We start from the raw sequence: 20,483 nt of genomic DNA on the forward strand, positions 1-20,483 counted from the left end.
AAACGGGCGGCACCCCTCGCGGGGTGCCGCCCGTTTGTCTTGCCAGCTCAGGCAGGTAGAGGCCGTGGCGGGAATCGAACCCACGTAACTCGCTTTGCAGGCGAGCCCCTAAACCACTCGGGCACACGGCCATGTTGAGTTGTCGTTCTCGGCCGTGGTGGGGATCGAACCCGCGTAACTCCCCGCGGGCGGAGCCCGCTGACGGATGCAGCGCAGGCGAGCCCCTGGACCACTCGGGCACACGGCCTTGTTCGTGGACATGACGGTATGGCGAGGTGCCGCGCGGGCTCAAGGGACGCGGTGGGGCTGCAATGCGACTGCCATACGCCGTTCATGAACGGCCTCGGACGTACGACCAAGGTCGCAGTACGGGCCGGACCACGGACAGGGGTCAAACCGCACCGTGCGCCTTACTCTGACGGCCATGAGTGCCCTTGAGTCGCGTGATGCCGATGTCGTCGACCCCGTCGAGCGGGACGGCGGCGTACTGGGCCGGGCCTACCGGGCGCTCAGTGTCGGGATCGTCTCCGTCGTGCTGCTGATCGCGTTCGAGGCGACCGCCGTCGGCACCGCCATGCCGGTCGCGGCGCGGGAGCTGGACGGGGTGGCCCTGTACGCGTTCGCCTTCTCCGGGTACTTCACGACGAGCCTGTTCGGCATGGTGCTGGCCGGCCAGTGGTCCGACCGGCGGGGCCCGCTCGGGGCGCTGACCACGGGGATCGGGGCCTTCGCCGCGGGACTCGTCGTCGCCGGGACCGCGCAGGTCATGCCGGTGTTCATCCTGGGGCGGGCCGTGCAGGGCTTCGGCGGCGGACTGGTCATCGTCGCGCTGTACGTCGTCGTCGGCCGCGCCTACCCCGAGCGGCTGCGGCCCGCGATCATGGCGGCGTTCGCGGCCGGCTGGGTCGTACCGTCCGTCGTCGGCCCGCTCGCCTCCGGCGCCGTCACCGAGCACCTCGGCTGGCGCTGGGTCTTCCTCGGCATCCCGGTCCTCGTCGTCCTCCCGCTCGCCCTCGCCCTGCCGCAGATACGGCGCAGGGCATCGGGCCCGGTGGACGAGGATGCCGGCGCCGGCTTCGACCGGAAGCGGATCCGCCTCGCCCTCGGCATCTCCCTGGGCGCAGGCCTCCTGCAGTACGCCGCCCAGGACCTGCGTCCCCTGTCCCTGCTCCCGGGACTGGCGGGCACCGCCCTGCTGGTGCCCGCCGTGCTCGGGCTGCTGCCGCGCGGCACCTACCGGGCGGCCCGCGGACTGCCCTCCGTCGTGCTGCTGCGCGGACTGGCCGCCGGTTCGTTCATCGCGGCCGAGTCCTTCGTCCCGCTGATGCTGGTGACCCAGCGCGGGCTGTCCCCGACGCTGGCCGGTTTCTCGCTGGCGGCGGGCGGCGGCACCTGGGCGCTGGGCTCATGGGTGCAGTCCCGGCCGCGCGTGCAGCCGTACCGGGAGCGGCTGACGACCGCCGGAATGGTGCTGGTCGCCGCCGCGATCAGCGCCGCGCCCGGTGTGCTCGTGCACTCCGTGCCCGTGTGGACCGTCGCCGTCGCCTGGGGTTTCGGGTGCTTCGGCATGGGCCTGGTGATCTCCTCGACCAGCGTGCTGCTGCTGAAGCTGTCCGCCCCGGAGGAGGCCGGCACCAACTCCGCCGCGCTGCAGATCTCCGACGCCCTCTCCAACGTGGTCCTCCTCGCCGCGACCGGCGCCGCGTTCGCCGCCCTGGGCGGCGGCAGCACGGCCACCACGGCCACGGCGGCCGGCGGCGGCCACCCCGCCGCGTTCGCTGCCGTGTTCCTGCCGATGGCCGGGGTGGCATTGGCGGGGGCATGGGTGACGACGCGGTTGCGCACAGACTGACATTCCATCGTCCTCAGTCTCAGATGTTCGGCGTCGAGGCGTACCCGGACCTCTTCGAGAAAGCGGCGGCGCTGCTTCAGTCACTGGCGGCGAACCACCCCCTGGTCGACGGCAACAAGCGCATGGCCTGGATGTCCACAGTCGTCTTCCTGGACTTCAACGGCACCGAAATGCTCGACGTCGACCAGGACGAGGCGTACAAGCTGGTGATCGATGTGGCGTCGGGAAGCGTCGAGGACGTAGGTCTGATCGGGCGCCGTCTGAGGGCGCTGCACGAGGCGATGTGACCTCGGTCCCACCCGTGGGCGACCCGGGGTCGTTCGCACGTTGGCACCGGCGGGGCGCCGGTAGGGTGGCCCGGTTGTCATACGTAGCCGAGCCGCCCAGCCCCATAAACGGAGACCGTGACTACCACCGCCGCCACCTCCTCCTCCCACTCCCACCACCTGTCGCCCGCCTTCCCGGGCCGCGCGCCCTGGGGTACCGCCAGCAAGCTGCGTGCCTGGCAGCAGGGGGCGATGGAGAAGTACGTACAGGAGCAGCCGCGTGACTTCCTCGCCGTCGCCACGCCCGGCGCCGGCAAGACCACCTTCGCGCTGACGCTGGCCTCCTGGCTGCTGCACCACCACGTCGTGCAGCAGGTGACCGTGGTCGCGCCGACCGAGCACCTGAAGAAGCAGTGGGCCGAGGCGGCGGCGCGGATAGGCATCAAGCTCGATCCCGAGTACAGCGCGGGACCTCTCGGCCGGGAGTACGACGGCGTCGCCGTCACCTACGCCGGCGTCGGCGTGCGGCCCATGCTGCACCGCAACCGGGTCGAGCAGCGCAAGACCCTCGTCATCCTCGACGAGATCCACCACGCCGGTGACTCCAAGTCCTGGGGCGAGGCCTGCCTGGAGGCGTTCGAGCCCGCCACCCGCCGGCTCGCGCTGACGGGTACGCCCTTCCGGTCCGACACCAACCCCATCCCCTTCGTGACGTACGAGGAGGACAACGCCGGCATCCGGCGGTCCGCCGCCGACTACACGTACGGGTACGGGTCCGCCCTGTCGGACGGTGTCGTCCGGCCGGTCATCTTCCTCTCCTACAGCGGCAACATGCGCTGGCGTACCAAGGCCGGTGACGAGGTCGCCGCCCGGCTCGGCGAGCCGATGACCAAGGACGCGATCAGCCAGGCGTGGCGTACGGCGCTCGACCCGCGCGGCGAGTGGATGCCGAGCGTGCTGCGCGCCGCCGACCAGCGGCTGACCGAGGTCAGGAAGGCCATCCCGGACGCCGGTGCCCTCGTCATCGCCTCCGATCAGGATTCGGCGCGTGCCTACGCGAAGCTGATCCGTGAGATCACGGGAACCAAGGCCACGCTCGTCCTCTCCGACGACGCCGGCGCCTCGAAGAGGATCGACGAGTTCAGCGAGAGCGACGACCGGTGGATGGTCGCGGTGCGCATGGTGTCCGAGGGCGTCGACGTGCCGCGGCTCGCGGTCGGCGTGTACGCGACGACCATTTCGACCCCCCTGTTCTTCGCGCAGGCCGTCGGGCGTTTCGTGCGGTCCCGGCGGCGCGGCGAGACCGCGTCCGTGTTCCTGCCGACCGTGCCCGACCTGCTGACCTTCGCCAACGAGATGGAGAAGGAGCGGGACCACGCCCTCGACAAGCCGAAGAAGGAGGGCGAGGAGGACCCGTACGCCGAATCCGAGAAGGAGATGGAGGAGGCGAACAAGCAGCAGGACGAGGACACCGGCGAGCAGGACATGCTGCCCTTCGAGGCGCTGGAGTCCGACGCCGTCTTCGACCGGGTGCTCTACGACGGCGCCGAGTTCGGTATGCAGGCGCACCCGGGGAGCGAGGAGGAGCAGGACTACCTCGGCATCCCGGGGCTCCTCGAACCCGAGCAGGTGCAGTTGCTGCTGCAGAAGCGGCAGGCCCGGCAGATCGCGCACAGCCGGAAGAAGCCGGACAGCGAGGCCGACCTGCTGGAGCTGCCGGCCGAGCGGCGGCCGGTGGTCACGCACAAGGAGATGATGGAGCTGCGCAAGCAGCTGAACACCATGGTCAGTGCGTACGTCCACCAGAGCGGCAAGCCGCACGGGGTGATCCACACCGAGCTGCGCCGGGTCTGCGGCGGGCCGCCCAGCGCGGAGGCCACGGCGGGACAGCTGCGGCAGCGGATCGCCAAGGTGCAGGAGTGGGCCACGCGCATGCGGTGACGCTCCGCTGGGTTCGGCGATCTTTGCCCGCCCGCCCGCCCGACCGACCGACCGCCCGACCGTCTCGGTCGGTCAACAGGTGGCTGACGCGGGGCTTCGCCCCGGACCCCCCAGGGATTGGCTTTTGTCAGTTCCTGGGGCCTGTGCGTTTCCGGACGAATAGCGGCAGGCCGGAAGCAGTCTTGCCCGGATTCTGGACGGAGACTTCCGCTCAGCGAACCTGCTTCGCTACTGTCCCGCTACGCACACGCCCCGTGGCAGCGCCGCCGCGGAGCGCAGCCGTGAAGCGACATGCCCGGAGCCGCCGGGCCTTCCTGCCGATCGGCGGCCTCTGAAAGCGCGTCGCCGACGGGACTCGGCGACGCATCCGCCGCTCAGGGGGCTGCCGACCTCACCGCCGAAGGAGTGGGCGTCGTGACCGCGGAGACCTCTCAGACGCTCGACCGGGGACTGCGTGTCCTCAAGCTGCTGGCCGACACCGACCACGGGCTGACCGTCACCGAGTTGTCCACGAAACTGGGCGTGAACCGTACCGTGGTGTACCGGCTGCTCGCCACACTGGAACAACACGCCCTCGTACGGCGTGACTTGGGCGGGCGAGCCCGGGTCGGGCTCGGGGTGCTGCGGCTCGGACGGCAGGTGCATCCGCTGGTGCGGGAGGCCGCGTTGCCCGCGCTGCGGTCGCTCGCCGAGGACATCGGGGCCACGGCACATCTGACCCTGGTGGACGGGACGGAGGCGCTGGCCGTCGCCGTGGTCGAACCGACCTGGACGGACTACCACGTGGCGTACCGCGCCGGGTTCCGGCATCCGCTGGACCGCGGGGCGGCCGGCAGGGCGATCCTGGCCGCGCGGCAGTCACCGTCCGCGGATCCCGGGTACACCCTCACCCATGGGGAGCTGGAGGCCGGGGCGAGCGGGGCCGCGGCGCCGTTGGTCGGGGTTACCGGCGTCGAGGGCAGCGTGGGTGTCGTGATGCTGGCGGACTCCGTACCGGAGCGGGTGGGGCCGAGGGTGGTGGAGGCGGCGAAGGAGGTCGCCGAGGCCCTGCGCTGACCAGCTCCCCCCACCGCTGACCAGCCCGCCCCACCGCACCCGCGACCACCCTGTTGCTCATCCGGCCAAATGCCCACCCGCATCTTTGGCCGATCAACTCACCCACCGCCCCACCTCTCTCCGCATCATCAAGGGCCAAACAGCCCGAGGCGGAGGGATCAGCACGGTGGACACAGTCGGTACACGGCCGGAGGCCAGACCGCAGGGAACGCGAACACGTCGCCTCACCCGGCGCCAGCCGGTGCAACGCCTCGTCGGTGAAGCCGCCGGCAGCCCCCTGAAGCGGACCATGGGCGTCGCCCAGCTGACGCTGCTCAGCGTGGGCGCCACCCTCGGCACCGGCATCTTCGTGGTGCTGGGGCAGGCCGTGCCGGAGGCGGGACCCGCCATCGTCGTCTCCTTCGTCGTCGCCGGCGTCACCGCCCTGTTCTCGGCGCTGTCCTACGCCGAGCTGGCCGGCATGATCCCCGGCTCGGGATCCTCGTACAGCTACGCCTACGCCACCCTCGGCGAGCTGGTCGCCTGGGTGTGCGGCTGGTGTCTGATCCTGGAGTACGGAGTGTCGGTCGCCGCCGTCGCCGTGGGCTGGGGGCAGTACGTCAACGAGTTGCTCCAGCTCACCTTCGGGGTGACCCTCCCCGACTCGCTCAGCGCCCCGCCCGGGGCCGGCGGCACCCTCAACATCCCCGCCGCCCTCATCGTCGTACTCGCCATGGTCGTCCTGCTGCGCGGGGCAAGGGAGAGCGCCGTCGCCAACACCATCATGGTCGGCGTCAAGATCGCGGCCCTCGTCCTCTTCTGCGCCGTCGCCTTCACCGCCTTCCGCGCCGGGAACTTCCACCCCCTCTTCCCGCTCGGCGCCGCCGGCATGAGCGCCGGAGCCGCCTCGCTCTTCTTCTCCTACATCGGGTTCGACGCCGCCTCCACCGCGGGTGAAGAGGCACGCAACCCGCAGAAGGACCTGCCGCGCGCCATCATCCTGTCGCTCGTCCTCGTCACCGCCCTGTACGTGCTCGTCGCCGTCGCCGCGCTCGGCGCCATGCCGTGGAAGCGGTTCGCGGGAACCGAGGCCACGCTCAGCGAGGTGCTCGTACGGTCCGTCGGCGGCGGGAACCTGTGGCCGGTCCTGCTGTCCATCGGCGCGGTCGTCGCCACCACCAGCGTGGTCCTCACCGTGCAGTACGGGCAGATCCGGATCCTCTTCGCCATGGCGCGGGACGGGCTCGTGCCCCCGCTGTTCGCCAAGGTCCACCCGCGCACCGGAGTGCCCCGCGCCAACACCGTGATCGTGTCCGGCTTCATCGCCGTACTCGCCGCCCTGGTCCCGCTCGGCAGTCTCGCCGACGCCACCAGCATCGGTACCCTCTTCGCGTTCATGCTGGTCAACCTGGCGGTCGTACTGCTGCGCCGGCGCAGCCCCGACACCCCGCGGTCCTTCCGGGTGCCCCTCTCGCCCGTCACGCCCCTGCTCGGCGTCGCCTTCTGCGTCTACATGCTGGGCAGCCTGGGCGCCGACACCTGGATCGCCTTCGGGGCATGGATGGCGACCGGGCTCGTCCTCTACGGCCTCTACGGCATCCGGCACTCCAAGCTCAACCAGCCCGAGGACCCGGCATGACCTCCCTCGACCTCACCGCCGACGTCGTCACCCTCACCCGCGCCCTCGTCGACCTGCCCTCCGAGAGCGGGCGGGAGGCGGAGATCGCGGACGCCGTCCACGCTGCGCTGCGCGCCCTGCCCCATCTCACCGTCGACCGGGTCGGCAACTCCGTGGTCGCCCGCACCCACCTCGGCCGGTCCGAGCGGGCCCTGATCGCCGGGCACCTGGACACCGTCCCGGCCGCCGGGAACCTGCCCTCGCGGCTCGCCGGCGACCGCGTCCACGGGCTGGGCGCCTGCGACATGAAGGGCGGGGTGGCCGTGGCTCTCCGGCTGGCCGCCACGGTTCCCGCACCCGTCCGCGACCTCACCTACGTCTTCTACGAGTGCGAGGAGGTGGAAGGGGACAGGAACGGGCTCGCCCGGATCGGCGCCGAGCGGCCCGACCTGCTCGCCGACGCCTCACTCGCCGTCCTCATGGAACCCTCCGGCGCCGGAGTGGAGGCCGGCTGCCAGGGCATCCTCACCGCCGACATCGTGGTCAAGGGCGCCCGCGCCCACACCGCCCGCGCCTGGCAGGGCGTCAACGCCGCCCACAAGGCCGCGCCCGTCCTGCAGCGGCTCGACGACCACACGCCCGAGCGGGTCGAGGTCGACGGGCTGGAGTACCGGGAAGGGCTCAGCGCCGTCGCCGTACGGGCCGGGGTCGCCGGGAACGTCGTGCCGGACGAGTGCGTCGTCACCGTCAACTGCCGCTTCGCGCCCAGTCGTTCACCCGAGGAGGCCGAGGCGTACGTGCGCTCGCTCTTCCCGGAGTACGAGGTGCGCGTCACCGAGGCCGTCGGCGGTGCCCTGCCGCACCTGGACCGGGTCGGAGCCCTCGCAGCCGCGCTCGGTGCCGAGCCGCGGCCCAAGCTCGGCTGGACCGACGTCGCCCGGTTCGCCGCGCTGGGCGTGCCCGCGCTCAACTACGGCCCCGGAGACCCCGCCCTCGCCCACACGGCGGGGGAGTACGTCCCGGTGGAGCACCTGCGCAGGTGCGAGGACCGGCTCAGGCAGTGGCTCCGGTGAGCCCCGCCAGCACCCGCAACTGAAGCCAGAGCACCAGCCGTTCGTCGGGGTCGTCCAGGTCGACCCCGGCGTGCTGCTGGAGCTGCCTCAGGCGGTACCGGCAGGTGTTGGGATGGACGGCGAGGAGCTTCGCCGCGCCCGCCATGTCGCAGCCCGCGTCGAACCAGCAGACCAGGGTGCGGGCGTACTCCGTGCCGTGCGCGGCGTCGTACGCCAGCACCCGGCGCCAGGCGCCCGCGCTCAACTCCCGCCGTTCGCCCATCACTTCGGCCAGCCGCAGCAGCGTGACGCGGGACCGCACCTCGTCCACGCCGGCCACGGGCAGGCCGGCGTCCAGCACCCGCAGCACCAGGTCCGCGTCCGCCCGCGAGTCCGCCAGCCCCGCCGCGTCCGGCACGACCTCGCCGAGCGCCGCCCGCACCGGCACCCGCAGCGCCTGCCCGGCCCGCGCCACGATGTCCTCGGCGAGCTTCTTGTGCCGTTCTCCGGGGCCGGGCAGTACCGCGTACACCACCCCGTCCACCAGCACGCCCGCGTGCCGCCCGTAGCGCGCCTCGCACTGAAGCCGTACGACGTCCAGCAGGCGCAACGCCGTGCGCTCGGCGTCGGGGACGCTCGCGGCGGAGTCCAGTACGAACGCCGCCACCCGGGCGGGACCGGCGAGGCCCAGCCGCTCGGCGGCCGTGGCCGCGTCCGCCGCCGTGCCGTCCAGCAGGCGGCGCAGCAGCTCGCTGCCCCGATGGCGGGCCAGTTCCCGGGCCGCGCGCGCCCGCAGCAGGAGCAGGGCGGCCGTGGAGGCGCCCTGGGCGAGGGCGTCCTCGGCGTCCGGGGCGAGGGAGCCGCCGTCGATCACCCACACCGAGCCGAGCGTCTCCCCGCCGGCCCGGACCGGCATCGCCAGGCGGGGCAGGTCCCCCTCGGACAGCGCGGGCAGCCTCAGCGGGCGGTCGGCGGCGAACAGCCGGCGGTACTGCTCGGTGTTCTCCGCGCTGGCCGGCACCTGGCGGCCGAGGATGCCCTGCCGGCGGTCCTCGTCCACCGGCTGGCCGGGGACGGTGGAGTAGGCGAGGAGCCGCTGCCGCGGGTCCTCGATGGCCGTGGCCCCGCCGGCCGCCGTCGCGATCGCGTCCGCCAGCGCGAACAGGTCGCCGAGCCCGCTGTCGGCCGCGGCCGCGTCGGCGGGGCGGGCGGCGATGGCCGAGGCGAGCAGCAGATGCACGTGGTGCCAGGCGGCGTCCTCGGCGACCGACAGCAGGGCCACGCCGAGCGCCTGCGCCTCCGCGACCGGACCGTCCGCGCCGCGCACCACCACCCCGGTCGCCCCGGCCTCGGCCGCCGCCCGCAGCAGCGGCCCGCACTCCGCCGCCGGCACGCCCACCGCCAGCAGCAGCGCGCCGGGCTGCCGGGCGAGCGGGGTGCGGCCGTCGTGGAGCACGGCCTCGGTCACCGGGACGGCCTGCCCGGCGGGGGCCGTGTGCAGGCGCAGGGCGACGCCGACGACGTCGAGGAGGTCACCGAGGGTGCAGGCGTCCATGAGGGTCCCCAGCGGGCTGTGTTGGCGGATGGTGAAACGAACGTACGCACGTCTTGGCCGCTCGCACAACACACGCCGGGCCGGCACCTCCGAGACTCGTGCCATGACCACAGGAGTCACCATCCGCACCGCCGACGACGTCGCCTCCCTCGCCGCCGTGGCCGACTACTTCAGCGACGTCTGGCAGACGCCCCGCACCGCCCCGCCCTACCCGGCCGAGGTCCTGCACAGCCTGGTCCACGCCGGCGGCGCGGTCCACGCCGCGTACGACGGGCAGAGGCTGCGAGGCGCCTCCGTCGCCGTCCTCGGCGCCGGCCGCGGCACGTACTCGCTGGTCGCCGCCGCCGACCGCGGGCTCGGGCACGCCGTGAAGCAGGCCCAGCGCGACTGGGCCCTCGGCCTGGGCGCGCACACCATGCGCTGGACCTTCGACCCGCTGGTCGGCCGCAACGCCCGCTTCAACCTGGTCAAGCTGGGCGCGGTCGGGACGGAGTACCTGGTCGACTTCTACGGTCCGATGACCGACGGTGTGAACGACGGCGACGAGAGCGACCGGCTGACGGTGACCTGGGAACTGGACGCCCCGACGGCGTCGTACGACGCGGAACCCCGCGGACCCGTCACCGCCACCGCCCCCGACGGCGACCCCCTCACCCGCCGCGACGAGCGGCACATCTGGTGCCGGGTGCCGGAGGACGTCGTCAAGCTGCGCGCCGCCGACCCGGCCCAGGCGCTGCGCTGGCGGTACGCGGTGCGCGAGGTGCTGCTGACCGCCTTCGTGGACGGGTTCCGGGCCACCGGGATGACCCGTGACGGCTGGTACACGCTCACCCGGACGGAGGAGGCCGCGTGAAGCTCGAGCGCGTCGAGATCGTGCACGTCGCGATCCCGCTGGTCAGCCCCTTCCGTACGTCGTTCGGGACGATGACGACGAAGGACACCTTCCTCCTGCACGTCGTCACCGACTCCGCCGAGGGCTGGTCGGAGTTCGCCGCCGACCCCGAGCCGCTGTACTGCCCGGAGTTCGTCGCCGGCGCCGAGATCGTGCTGCGCGACTTCCTGATCCCGCGCGTGAGTGCCCTACCGGACCTCACGACGGCCGCGCTCGCTCCCGCCCTGGCGAGGATCAAGGGCCACGAGCTGGCGAAGGCGGCCCTGGAGACGGCCCTGCTGGACGCGGAACTGCGGTCGTACGGCATGCCGCTCGCCGTGTTCCTCGGCGCGGTACGGGACCGGGTGCCCGCCGGGGTGTCGGTCGGCATCAAGAACTCGGTGCCGGAGCTGCTGGACGATGTCGTGCGCTACCTCGACGAGGGGTATGTCCGCATCAAGCTGAAGATCGAGCCCGGCTGGGACGTCGAACCGGTGCGCGCGGTCCGCGACCGCTTCGGCGACGCCCTCCCCCTCCAGGTCGACGCGAACACCGCCTACACCCTCGCCGACGCCGAGCACCTGCGACGCCTCGACGACTTCGGGCTGCTGCTGATCGAGGAGCCGCTGGCGGAGAACAACCTGCACGCCCACGCCCAGCTGCAGCGGCGCCTGCGCACCCCCGTCTGCCTGGACGAGTCCCTGCACCACGCCTCCGACACCGCCGCCGCGATCGCGATGGACGCCTGCCGGGTGGTGAACGTCAAGCCCGCCCGGGTCGGCGGCTACCTGGAGGCCCGCCGGGTCCACGACGTGGCGCACGCGCACGGCGTCCCGGTGTGGTGCGGCGGCATGCTGGAGACCGGCATCGGTCGCGCCCCCAACCTGGCCCTGGCCGCCCTGCCCGGCTTCACCCTCCCCGGGGACACCTCCGCCTCCTCCCGCTACTTCGCCGAGGACCTCACCGAGCCGTTCGTCCTTCGGGACGGCCATCTGCCGGTGCCGACCGCCCCCGGAATCGGCATCGAGCCCCTTCCGGAGGCCCTGCGCCGGTTCACCGTGGAGCGACGGGACCTGTACGGGGCATAAGACACAGCTGGTGGTCACGTTAGATTGATCCCGTGCTCTCACGTCTCACGCGTCCCCAGGCCGTAGCCGTCTGTGCTCTGCCCGTCGTGGCACTGCTCGCCACGGCGGCGTTCGCGCCGCTGCCGTTCTCGGTGGCGCAGCCCGGGATGACGGCGAACGTGCTCGGCGAGAACAGGGGCACCCAGGTGATCACCGTCTCCGGCGCGCCGACCCGGAGGACCAGCGGGCAGCTGCGGATGGTGACGATCGAGGCGACCGGCCCGGACGCCACGGTGACCCTCGGTGACGTGGCCGGCAACTGGTTCCGCACCGACCGGGCCGTCATGCCGCGCGACGCGGTCTACCCGAGCGGCAACACCGTCAAGGAGATCGAGAAGCACAACGCGGCGCAGATGCAGCAGTCCCAGGACGCGGCGACCCGGGCGGCGCTGAAGTACCTGGGGCTGAGCGCCGACAAGGTCAAGGTCACGCTGAAGCTCGCCGACGTGGGCGGGCCCAGCGCGGGCCTGCTGTTCACCCTGGGGATCATCGACAAGCTGCACGGCGACGGCAGCGGCGGCGACCTCACCGGCGGCCGCACCGTCGCCGGCACCGGCACGATCGACGCCTCCGGCGCGGTCGGCGCGGTCGGCGGGGTGGCCCTGAAGACCCAGGCCGCCCGGCGCGACGGCGCCACCGTCTTCCTGGTCCCCAGGGCCGAGTGCGCCGATGCCAAGGCGGAACTCCCGGAGGGCCTCCGCCTGATCCCGGTGACCACACTCAGGGGCGCCGTGAACTCCCTTCAGGCGCTTCAGAGCGGCAAGGGGTCCGTGCCGAGCTGCTGAGCCGGCCTACGTCCCCTCCCCGCTATCCGCAGCCGCCTGTTCCACCAAAGGGATGATCCGCAGCGGAACCGGGTTCTCCATGACGATCGCCGTGGACGCCCGGACGATGCCCTCGAAGCCGACCACCCGGTCGATCACCCGCTGGAGATCGGCGTTGGAGCGGGCCACCAGGCGGCACAGCATGTCTCCGCTGCCGGTGGTGGTCAGCAGCTCCAGCACCTCCGGCACGGTCGCCAGGTGCGCCCGTACATCGGGCCCCTGACCCTGCCGGATCTGCAGCGTGGCGAAGGCGGTCACCGGGTAGCCGAGCGCCGCCGGGTCCACCTGCGGGCCGAATCCCCGGATGACCCCGTTCGACTGGAGCCGGTCCAGGCGCGCCTGCACCGTGCCCCGGGCGACCCCGAGCCGCCGGGACATCTCCAGCACGCCGATGCGCGGCTCCCGGGCGAGGAGCACGATGATCCGCCCGTCCAGATGATCGATCGCCACGGCACCCCCAGGGATGAGCATCCTGTACAGAAAGACCGCCGACACGGCCGTACCACTGAGCAGATTGCCCAGTGAATACACGAACTATTGCGCACCTTGCAGAGCGGGGCCACCCTTCCGGCATGACGCAGACCACTCACCACACTCCCGACACAGCCCGGCAGGCCGACCCCTTCCCGGTCAAGGGAATGGACGCGGTCGTCTTCGCCGTGGGCAACGCCAAGCAGGCGGCGCACTACTACTCCACCGCCTTCGGCATGAAGCTGGTCGCCTACTCCGGACCGGAGAACGGCAGCCGCGAGACCGCCAGTTACGTCCTCGAGAACGGCTCCGCCCGCTTCGTGTTCACCTCGGTCATCAAGCCGAGCACCGACTGGGGCCACTTCCTCGCCCGGCACGTGGCCGAGCACGGCGACGGCGTCATCGACCTGGCCATCGAGGTCCCGGACGCCCGCGCCGCCTACGCGTACGCCGTCGAGCACGGCGCGAAGGGCGTCGCCGAGCCGTACGAGGTGAAGGACGAGCACGGCACCGTCGTCCTCGCCGCGATCGCCACCTACGGCGAGACCCGCCACACCCTGGTCGACCGCTCCGGCTACGACGGCCCCTACCTGCCCGGTTACGTCGCCGCCAAGCCGATGGTCGAACCGCCCGCCCAGCGCACCTTCCAGGCCATCGACCACTGCGTCGGCAACGTCGAACTCGGCCGGATGAACGAGTGGGTCGGGTTCTACAACAAGGTCATGGGCTTCACGAACATGAAGGAGTTCGTGGGCGACGACATCGCCACCGAGTACAGCGCGCTGATGTCGAAGGTGGTCGCGGACGGCACCCTCAAGGTGAAGTTCCCGATCAACGAGCCCGCGATCGCGAAGAAGAAGTCCCAGATCGACGAGTACCTGGAGTTCTACGGCGGCGCCGGCGTCCAGCACATCGCGCTGAACACGGGCGACATCGTGGAGACCGTGCGCACCATGCGCGCGGCCGGCGTCGAGTTCCTCGACACCCCCGACTCCTACTACGACACCCTCGGCGAGTGGGTCGGCGACACCCGGGTGCCGATCGAGACCCTGCGCGAGCTGAAGATCCTCGCCGACCGCGACGAGGACGGCTACCTGCTGCAGATCTTCACCAAGCCGGTCCAGGACCGCCCGACGGTCTTCTTCGAGATCATCGAACGGCACGGTTCCATGGGCTTCGGCAAGGGCAACTTCAAGGCCCTGTTCGAGGCGATCGAGCGGGAGCAGGCCAAGCGCGGCAACCTCTAGATCCGTACGGGGTCCAGTCGGGCGGCGGCGCTTCCGGTCCGTCGCCCGGCGCCTGCGACGCCGCCGACGCCTCCGGGAATCCGGGGGGGACCGAGCGGAGTACGGAACGGGTTCACAGCGATGGCCGTGAGTGCGACCCTTTGATCATGAGCCGCATCGAAGCGCCCCGCGACGAGGCAACCGGCAACCTCACCGACCGGCTCCTGGCCGGCCTGCCCGCCGAGGCCGTCCTGACCGACCCCGACGTCACCGCCTCCTACGCCAACGACATGGCGAGCTTCTGCCCGGCCGGCACCCCGGCCGTCGTCGTCCTGCCGCGCACGGTCGAACAGGTCCAGCACGTCATGCGCACCGCCACCGAACTGCGCGTGCCCGTGGTCCCGCAGGGCGCCCGCAGCGGCCTGTCCGGCGCCGCCAACGCCAGCGACGGCTGCATCGTGCTCTCCCTCACCAAGATGGACCGCATCCTGGAGATCAGCCCCGTCGACCGGATCGCCGTGGCCGAACCCGGCGTGATCAACGCGACCCTGTCCCGCGCGGTCGAGGAACACGGCCTGTACTACCCGCCGGACCCCTCCAGCTGGGAGATGTGCACCATCGGCGGCAACATCGGCACGGGCTCGGGCGGCCTGTGCTGCGTCAAGTACGGCGTGACCGCCGAGTACGTCCTCGGCCTGGACGTCGTCCTCGCCGACGGCCGCCTGCTGTCCACCGGCCGCCGCACCGCCAAGGGCGTCGCCGGCTACGACCTCACCCGCCTGTTCGTCGGCTCCGAGGGCTCGCTCGGCATCGTCGTACGGGCCGTGCTCGCGCTCAGGCCCAAGCCGCCGCAGCAGCTGGTGCTGGCCGCCGAGTTCCCCTCCGCCTCGGCCGCCTGCGACGCGGTCTGCCGGATCATGGAGGGCGGGCACGTCCCGTCCCTCCTCGAACTGATGGACCGTACGACCGTCAAGGCGGTCAACGACCTCGCCCACATGGGCCTCCCGGAGACCACCGAGGCACTGCTGCTGGCCGCCTTCGACACCCCGGACCCGGTCGCCGACCTCGCCGCCGTCGGCGCGCTGTGCGAGGCCGCCGGCGCCACCGAGGTGGTCCCGGCCGAGGACGCGGCCGAGTCCGAGATGCTGCTGAAGGCCCGGCGGCTCTCGCTGACCGCGCTGGAGGCGGTCAAGGGCACGACGATGATCGACGACGTGTGCGTACCCCGCTCCCGGCTCGGCGCGATGCTGGAGGGCGTCGAACGGATCGCCGCCAAGTACGACCTGACCATCGGCGTCTGCGCCCACGCCGGCGACGGCAACACCCACCCCACCGTCTGCTTCGACGCGGCGGACGAGGCCGAGTCCCGGCGGGCCCGCGAGTCCTTCGACGAGATCATGGCGCTCGGCCTGGAGCTCGGCGGCACCATCACCGGCGAACACGGCGTCGGCGTGCTGAAGAAGGAGTGGCTCGCCCGGGAGATCGGCCCGGTCGGGATCGAGATGCAGCGCGCCGTGAAGCAGGCGTTCGACCCCTTGGGCATCCTCAACCCGGGCAAGCTCTTCTGACCGCTGCCTCATGGGGCTCACTGGGCGAGTAGCTGGTCGAGCGCGTCGTCGATGCCCAGCTGCCCGCCCTCGGTCCCCGGCGGAACGGCCCGCAGGGTCCGCTCCAGCCAGGCCGACACCTGCGTCACCGGCGCCTCCAGCAGCGCGTCCCCGTTCGGCGAGCTCAGCGCCATCAGCACGACACTGCGCCCCTCGGCCTTCGTCGGCCACACCCGCACGTCCCCCTGCCCGCAGGCCCGGAAGACGCCCTCGACCAGCAGGTCCCGGGCGAACGTCCAGTTGACGGCGGAGCCGGAGTTGATGTGGAAGGCGATGTGCACGGCGTACGGATCGTCGGAGCGGTAGCTCAGCCGGGCCGGCACCGGAATGCCGCGCTCCGGTGACAGGACGAGCCTCATTTCGAGCTCCCGCTCCACCACGGTGTGATGCATGACCTGTGTGTCCTCTCTGTTCGGGGCTGTTCGGGGCCGCTCGGAACGGGCCCGCACCGGGGGAGAGAGGGCAGGGGCCAGGGCATTACGCGGGTTCGGGGAAGTTTTTTTCGCGGACGTGTACGAGCCGGGTACGGCGTCGCCCGGAAAGGGGTGGGTCCTGCGGGACTGGCGCTGCGGGCTGCCGCGGTCTGATAGATGTGGAGGCTCCCATCCCACCCCCGAGCAGATACGGGACGACGGACATGAGCGCCCCAACCCCGGCCCCAGGTGACGACAGGCCCCGCGAGGGCTACTACCCGGACCCGTCCATCCCCGGGTACGTCCGGTACTGGAACGGCGCCTCCTGGGTGCCCGGCACCAGCCGCCCGGCGCCGAAGGACGGCGAACCGCTCACCCCGCCGCCCGGCGTCCGCCCCGCGGCCCCGGCCGTCGAGGAGACGGGCCCGCACTTCTTCGACGAGGATCCCCAGCCGACGCCCTCCGGCCAGGACGGCTCCGGCACCTGGGCGCCCGACGGCCGGAGCGGCTCCGCCGCCTGGGGGGCCGACGCGCGCGGTGGCACGGGTCGTGCCGGGTACGGCGACCAGGGCGCAGGGCAGCCGGGCGTCGGCGCCCAGGGCGCCGGTCAGCCCGGTGCCGGTGGCGCCGGCCGGTCCGCGGGGCCGTTCGGTTCCGCCGGGGACGGCGACGGGCGTACCGCCTGGGGCGCCGACCCACGGGTGCCCGCGGAGGGCTCGGCCCGGCCGACCGGCCAGGGCGGCCGCACGGACGGCACGGCCCCGGTCCCGCCGGGGGAGGGCGACGAGCAGGATCCCGGCGGCACCTTCGTCTTCCGGCGGCCGGTCCCGGGGCCCGCGGCCGTGAAGGACGACGGCACCATGACGTTCCGCCCCGTACCCGGCCAGAGCAGGCGGGACGCCCAGCCCACGTCCGGCCCACAGGCCTCCGGCTCCCCGGCCTCCGGCTTCGGACCGCACGACGCGGCCCAGGGCCCCGGCTTCGGCGCGCCCGTGACGGGTCAGGACGCGGGCGCGGCCGGCTCCTCCGCGGCGCCCGGTGCCTTCGGTCCGCAGGCCTCCGGCCCGGGAGCGGCGCCCGGTGGCTTCGGTCCGCAGGGTCCGGTCGGCGCGCCCACCCCGCCCGCCGCCGCATCCCCCTCGAACCCCGCCCCCCCGAACCCGGCCTCCCCGAGCCCCGCCTCCCCGGCCGGAGGCCCCGGTTTCGGTGCCGGCAAGGCCGCCGCCGCCCGCGCCGCCGCGCAGGCACCGCAGGCGGCCCCGCCCGCACAGCCCGCCCAGGCGGCCGTGGCGCCCTCGGTGCCGGCGCAGGGCGGCCCGGTGACCAGCGGGCCCGGTGGCGGGCAGGCGTCCTGGGCGCAGCAGGTGCACCAGCTGGCCGGTGGCGCGGACGAGCAGCCCGTGGCGCCGTGGAAGCCGCCGGTGGAGGACCCGTTCCAGGCGGCCGCGCGCCGGCAGGCCGCAGCCCGTCCCGCCGGGCTCGGCAAGCGGTTCGCCGCCCGGCTGATCGACACCCTGGTCGTGGGCGCCGTGACGGCCGCGGCAGCCGTACCGCTCGGCATCAAGGCCGTCGACCACGTCCAGCAGAAGATCGACGCGGCCAGGCTGTCCGGACACGAGGTCACCGTCTGGCTGCTCGACGGCACGACCGCCACCAGCCTCGGCATCGTGCTCGGCGTCCTGCTGCTGGCCGGGGTCGGGTACGAGGTGGTGCCGACCGCCAGGTGGGGCCGCACCCTCGGCAAGAAGCTGCTCGGTCTCGAGGTCCGGGACATCGAGGCGCACGAGCCCCCGGCCTTCGGCGCGGCGCTGCGCCGCTGGCTGGTCTACAGCGTGCCCGGACTGCTCGGCATCGGGATCGTGGGCGTGCTGTGGTGCCTGTTCGACCGGCCGTGGCACCAGTGCTGGCACGACAAGGCGGCGCACACCTTCGTGGCGGGCTGAGCGCGTCCGCGACGGGCTGGGGCGCGGGGCGCGGCCGCCGTCCGGACAGCGGTACTCCGGACGGCGGTACTCCGGACGGCCGTACTCCGTAAGGCCGTCCGCCGGATGCGGAGCCGGGGCGTTCGCGGTCCACTCGGGCCATGAGCAGCGAACCGCCCCCCGGCTCCGGAGAGCAGCCCCCCGAGGACGACCCGTTCAGGAAGCGGCCCCCGTCGGACCAGGGGCAGGGCTCGCCGTACGACACCCCGTACGGCGGCGCCCAGCAGCCCCCGCCACCGGGCGGCGGGCAACCCCCGGGCGGCGGACAGCCACCCCCGTACGGGAGCGGCGAGCCCCCGCCGCCGTACGGCGCCGGCCAGCCCCCTCCCTATGGCGGCGCCGGCCCCTACGGGGGCGGGCCCTACGGCACGGGCCCCTACGGTGCGGGCGCCGGTGGTTACCCCGCCGACCCGCTCGCCGGTATGCCCCCGCTCGCCGACAGCGGCAGGCGGACGCTCGCGAGGATCATCGACATGATCCTCGTCGGTATCGTCGTGTGGCTGCTCACCTGGGCGTTCGGAGTGCGCGAGTACCAGATCAACGGCGATCACGTCTCGGTCGGCAAGACCGTGGGACAGTCCTTCATCACGGCCGTGCTGTACATCGCGTACGACACGTTCATGATGACCCAGTACGGCCAGACCCTCGGCAAGAAGTGGCTGGGCATGCGGGTGGCGAACCTGGACAACGGCGCCACCCCCTCGGCGCAGACCAACCTGATCCGCGCCGTGGTGCTGTGGGTGCCGTACGCCTTCTGCTGCTTCTGCATCTGGACGGCGATCTGCGGCGGCTGGAGCTACTTCGACAGGCCCTACAAGCAGGGGCTGCACGACAAGGCGGCCAAGACGGTGGTGGTCAGCACCGGTTGAGACAGGCGGTGGGGGTGCCCATACGAAAGCGGCGGGTCCGTGGGATCGGGGTCACGGGCCCGCCGCTTTCGTGCGCACCGTTCACAGCGCGGTGGACACCGGCTGCTCCTGGGGCGCGGGCTCGGCGGCTTCGGCCGTCGCCTCGGCCGGTGCCTCGGTCGTAGGGGTCCTCGGCAGCGGCACCGTCATCGCCACGAGCAGCCCGAGGGCCAGCGCCGCCAGGGCGATGACGGTGACCCCGAGGCCCGAACTCGTCTGGGACAGCAGCAGCATGGCGAGCGTCGAGAAGATCACGGTGCACGAACCGTAGACGAACTGTGCGGCAGTCGGACGAGGCATGACAATCGTGTCCTCGGAAGTCTTCGGGGATTCTTCGGATGGGGCGTGCCATTCGACTCTCTTCGCGTGCATGCCCGAAGGGCGCGCCCGGTAAGCGTGACCTAACCCACGGTACCGGTGCACAGGGGGCGCACGGAGTCATGGGTCCAGGAAGCGGTCGCCCTCTTGCGCTGGTTGAGCGGCGGGAGCTTTTCGTGAAAGAGAGTCAGCTCTTCATGATGCACTTGCCCTGAGCGCTGAAGACGGGCCCCTGCAACCCCGGCTTCGTGAGCCGTCCGGACTGGGTGGAGCACTACTGTTCCTAAGGTCCTTGGCCAGTGTCGGCCAATTCGCTGTGAACCAGACCAACGGTGGTCCGGTGGCCCTCCGAACGGTCTTGAGGGCCTGGGAACAGCGCGAGCTGGTCACTGCGGCACGGTCGGGTCTTGCCGCCCCGAAGGGGCGTGCCCGCTGTCCTGGATGGGCTCGCGGTCCCGCACGCCCTCGGCTGGGATACGGCCTGGCCGGTAGCTCTCCCCACGCTCATCCTCCGGTGGCGGGGACCTGACCGATCCTCACGCGCTCGGCCAGATCGGCCCGTTGATGATGGCCGAGAAACTCGCCCACCAGGCGCAGCACAGTCGTGTCCATCGAGCCCAGGTGCAGCCGGTCCCTGATGCGAGCCCCTGACGGCGGGGCCACCGTGAACGGATCTGCCAGTACACGCAGTTGCCGCCTCTGTCCCCGACTGCGTGCCACTGGCCACCCCCCTCCCTCGGGTCACCTAGAACTCAGCCAGCACTACCGATCATGAGTTCCAAAGGCTGGCGTGATCACTGAAACCATCCTCGTTCACCCATACCGAGGACGATTTGGATGCCGGGCTTCACTGACACCAACACCAAGATCGCGATCGTCAAGGAGGCCAGGGACGGCTCGACGATCTTGCTCAAGGTTGGTCCCGCGGTGAAGTAGTCGGCATTTCCGCAGGTCAGGCGCGTATCGGCGGCGACCCCTTGGCGGGTCGCCGCCGATCGTGTTTAGGTGCGTCCTGTGGACCGCTTATTGACACCGACCGAAACGGGGATGTGACCGCATGGCCGCTGGAGGCTTCTGCAAGCTGCCGAACGGCACGGTTGTGGTGGCGCTGAACCTGCCCTACGGCTCCGCCGGGGTGCGGGTGCTGGTGCACGCCCAGAACCGGGCCCGAGCCCTGACCAGGCTCCGCAACCTGGGGTTGCGCCCGATCTACCTCCGGGGGAACACCGCACCCCCGACGCCGGACGAGGTCACGGCGGTGCTGCACCACCCCGACGGCCTGATATGGCGCACGGCACCCGCCGACAACGGTGTCATCATGACCGAGCTGTGGCATCCGATCCGGGCGTTGCTGAGGCCTCCGGTGGTTCAGCAGGGGTGACGCAGGTTGCGGGGGTGGTGGCGGTGCGCGGGCGCC

At 72.3% G+C, this 20,483-nt stretch carries 17 protein-coding genes, 3 tRNA genes and 1 pseudogene; 15 read left to right on the top strand and 6 right to left on the bottom strand.

All coding sequences use genetic code 11. The annotated features are described in order from the left end of the window. Nucleotides 1-59: 59 nt before the first annotated feature. Both ACFYZB_RS15930 and ACFYZB_RS15935 read right to left on the bottom strand, forming a co-directional pair. A tRNA-Cys gene (locus tag ACFYZB_RS15930) sits at nt 60-131 on the bottom strand. 18 nt (nt 132-149) lie between these two features. Then, nucleotides 150-247, bottom strand: a tRNA-OTHER gene (locus ACFYZB_RS15935). Between the two features lie 177 nt (nt 248-424). On the opposite strand from ACFYZB_RS15935, the gene ACFYZB_RS15940 reads away from it, so the two are divergent. The 6 genes and pseudogenes from ACFYZB_RS15940 to dapE all read left to right on the top strand — a co-directional run bounded on the left by ACFYZB_RS15940 (nt 425) and on the right by dapE (nt 7,785). Next, nucleotides 425-1,852: an MFS transporter gene (locus ACFYZB_RS15940; RefSeq protein ID WP_388758721.1), complete on the top strand. Its 1,428-nt coding sequence runs from the start codon at nt 425-427 to the stop codon at nt 1,850-1,852. A 5-nt stretch (nt 1,853-1,857) separates the two neighbouring features. Beyond that, a pseudogene (locus tag ACFYZB_RS15945) lies at nt 1,858-2,139 on the top strand (type II toxin-antitoxin system death-on-curing family toxin); the annotation flags it as partial. A gap of 117 nt (nt 2,140-2,256) precedes the next feature. Next, entirely contained in the window at nt 2,257-4,059 is a 1,803-nt protein-coding gene (locus ACFYZB_RS15950; RefSeq protein WP_388758723.1) for a DEAD/DEAH box helicase, read from the top strand. A 414-nt stretch (nt 4,060-4,473) separates the two neighbouring features. Further along, nucleotides 4,474-5,115, top strand: coding sequence for an IclR family transcriptional regulator (locus ACFYZB_RS15955; protein WP_388758725.1), 642 nt, complete (start codon nt 4,474-4,476; stop codon nt 5,113-5,115). Between the two features lie 166 nt (nt 5,116-5,281). Continuing rightward, nucleotides 5,282-6,733: an amino acid permease gene (locus tag ACFYZB_RS15960; protein WP_388758727.1), complete on the top strand. Its 1,452-nt coding sequence runs from the start codon at nt 5,282-5,284 to the stop codon at nt 6,731-6,733. After that, a complete protein-coding gene (gene dapE / locus ACFYZB_RS15965; RefSeq protein ID WP_388758729.1) occupies nt 6,730-7,785 on the top strand; it encodes a succinyl-diaminopimelate desuccinylase in 1,056 nt (351 codons plus the stop codon). The genes ACFYZB_RS15960 and dapE overlap by 4 nt, the downstream gene beginning before the upstream one ends. Here the strand turns inward: dapE and ACFYZB_RS15970 are convergent. Continuing rightward, entirely contained in the window at nt 7,766-9,319 is a 1,554-nt protein-coding gene (locus tag ACFYZB_RS15970; RefSeq protein ID WP_388758731.1) for a PucR family transcriptional regulator, read from the bottom strand. The genes dapE and ACFYZB_RS15970 overlap by 20 nt on opposite strands. Nucleotides 9,320-9,422: 103 nt before the next feature. Here ACFYZB_RS15970 and ACFYZB_RS15975 point away from each other — a divergent pair, with 103 nt between their 5' ends. From ACFYZB_RS15975 to ACFYZB_RS15985, 3 genes are read left to right on the top strand one after another with little or no spacing between them, the layout of a single operon-like run. Beyond that, on the top strand, nt 9,423-10,172 hold the full coding sequence (locus ACFYZB_RS15975; RefSeq protein WP_388758733.1) for a chorismate synthase: 750 nt from the start codon (nt 9,423-9,425) through the stop codon (nt 10,170-10,172). Further along, nucleotides 10,169-11,278 (top strand): o-succinylbenzoate synthase, encoded by a 1,110-nt coding sequence (menC, locus tag ACFYZB_RS15980; RefSeq protein ID WP_388758735.1) that lies wholly within the window; start codon nt 10,169-10,171, stop codon nt 11,276-11,278. The genes ACFYZB_RS15975 and menC overlap by 4 nt, the downstream gene beginning before the upstream one ends. A gap of 32 nt (nt 11,279-11,310) precedes the next feature. After that, nucleotides 11,311-12,102, top strand: a complete 792-nt coding sequence (locus ACFYZB_RS15985; RefSeq protein ID WP_388758737.1) for a S16 family serine protease — start codon at nt 11,311-11,313, stop codon at nt 12,100-12,102. 6 nt (nt 12,103-12,108) lie between these two features. Here ACFYZB_RS15985 and ACFYZB_RS15990 read toward each other — a convergent pair whose 3' ends face one another. Continuing rightward, a complete protein-coding gene (locus tag ACFYZB_RS15990; protein WP_388627372.1) occupies nt 12,109-12,591 on the bottom strand; it encodes an Lrp/AsnC family transcriptional regulator in 483 nt (160 codons plus the stop codon). A gap of 122 nt (nt 12,592-12,713) precedes the next feature. On the opposite strand from ACFYZB_RS15990, the gene hppD reads away from it, so the two are divergent. Both hppD and ACFYZB_RS16000 read left to right on the top strand, forming a co-directional pair. After that, nucleotides 12,714-13,859, top strand: a complete 1,146-nt coding sequence (gene hppD / locus ACFYZB_RS15995; RefSeq protein ID WP_351207124.1) for a 4-hydroxyphenylpyruvate dioxygenase — start codon at nt 12,714-12,716, stop codon at nt 13,857-13,859. A 140-nt stretch (nt 13,860-13,999) separates the two neighbouring features. After that, complete coding sequence (locus tag ACFYZB_RS16000; RefSeq protein WP_351207126.1) at nt 14,000-15,406, top strand: FAD-linked oxidase C-terminal domain-containing protein; 1,407 nt, start codon at nt 14,000-14,002, stop codon at nt 15,404-15,406. 17 nt (nt 15,407-15,423) lie between these two features. Here the strand turns inward: ACFYZB_RS16000 and ACFYZB_RS16005 are convergent, their stop codons facing one another. Next, complete coding sequence (locus ACFYZB_RS16005; RefSeq protein ID WP_388758740.1) at nt 15,424-15,768, bottom strand: SsgA family sporulation/cell division regulator; 345 nt, start codon at nt 15,766-15,768, stop codon at nt 15,424-15,426. Here ACFYZB_RS16005 and ACFYZB_RS16010 point away from each other — a divergent pair. From ACFYZB_RS16010 to ACFYZB_RS16020, 3 genes are all read left to right on the top strand, one after another. Next, nucleotides 15,742-15,824, top strand: a tRNA-Gly gene (locus tag ACFYZB_RS16010). The genes ACFYZB_RS16005 and ACFYZB_RS16010 overlap by 27 nt on opposite strands. 258 nt (nt 15,825-16,082) lie before the next feature. Continuing rightward, complete coding sequence (locus tag ACFYZB_RS16015) at nt 16,083-17,801, top strand: RDD family protein (protein ID WP_388758742.1); 1,719 nt, start codon at nt 16,083-16,085, stop codon at nt 17,799-17,801. A gap of 140 nt (nt 17,802-17,941) precedes the next feature. Then, nucleotides 17,942-18,709, top strand: coding sequence for an RDD family protein (locus ACFYZB_RS16020; protein WP_388758744.1), 768 nt, complete (start codon nt 17,942-17,944; stop codon nt 18,707-18,709). 81 nt (nt 18,710-18,790) lie between these two features. On the opposite strand, the gene ACFYZB_RS16025 is transcribed toward ACFYZB_RS16020, so the two are convergent. After that, nucleotides 18,791-19,048, bottom strand: a complete 258-nt coding sequence (locus ACFYZB_RS16025; RefSeq protein ID WP_388758746.1) for a hypothetical protein — start codon at nt 19,046-19,048, stop codon at nt 18,791-18,793. 1,075 nt (nt 19,049-20,123) lie between these two features. Between ACFYZB_RS16025 and ACFYZB_RS16030 the strand changes: the two genes are divergently transcribed. After that, a complete protein-coding gene (locus ACFYZB_RS16030) occupies nt 20,124-20,447 on the top strand; it encodes a hypothetical protein (RefSeq protein WP_388758748.1) in 324 nt (107 codons plus the stop codon). The last annotated feature ends 36 nt before the right edge of the window (nt 20,448-20,483 follow it).

The organism is Streptomyces sp. NPDC001852, assembly GCF_042891825.1.
Taxonomy (GTDB): Bacteria; Actinomycetota; Actinomycetes; order Streptomycetales; family Streptomycetaceae; genus Streptomyces.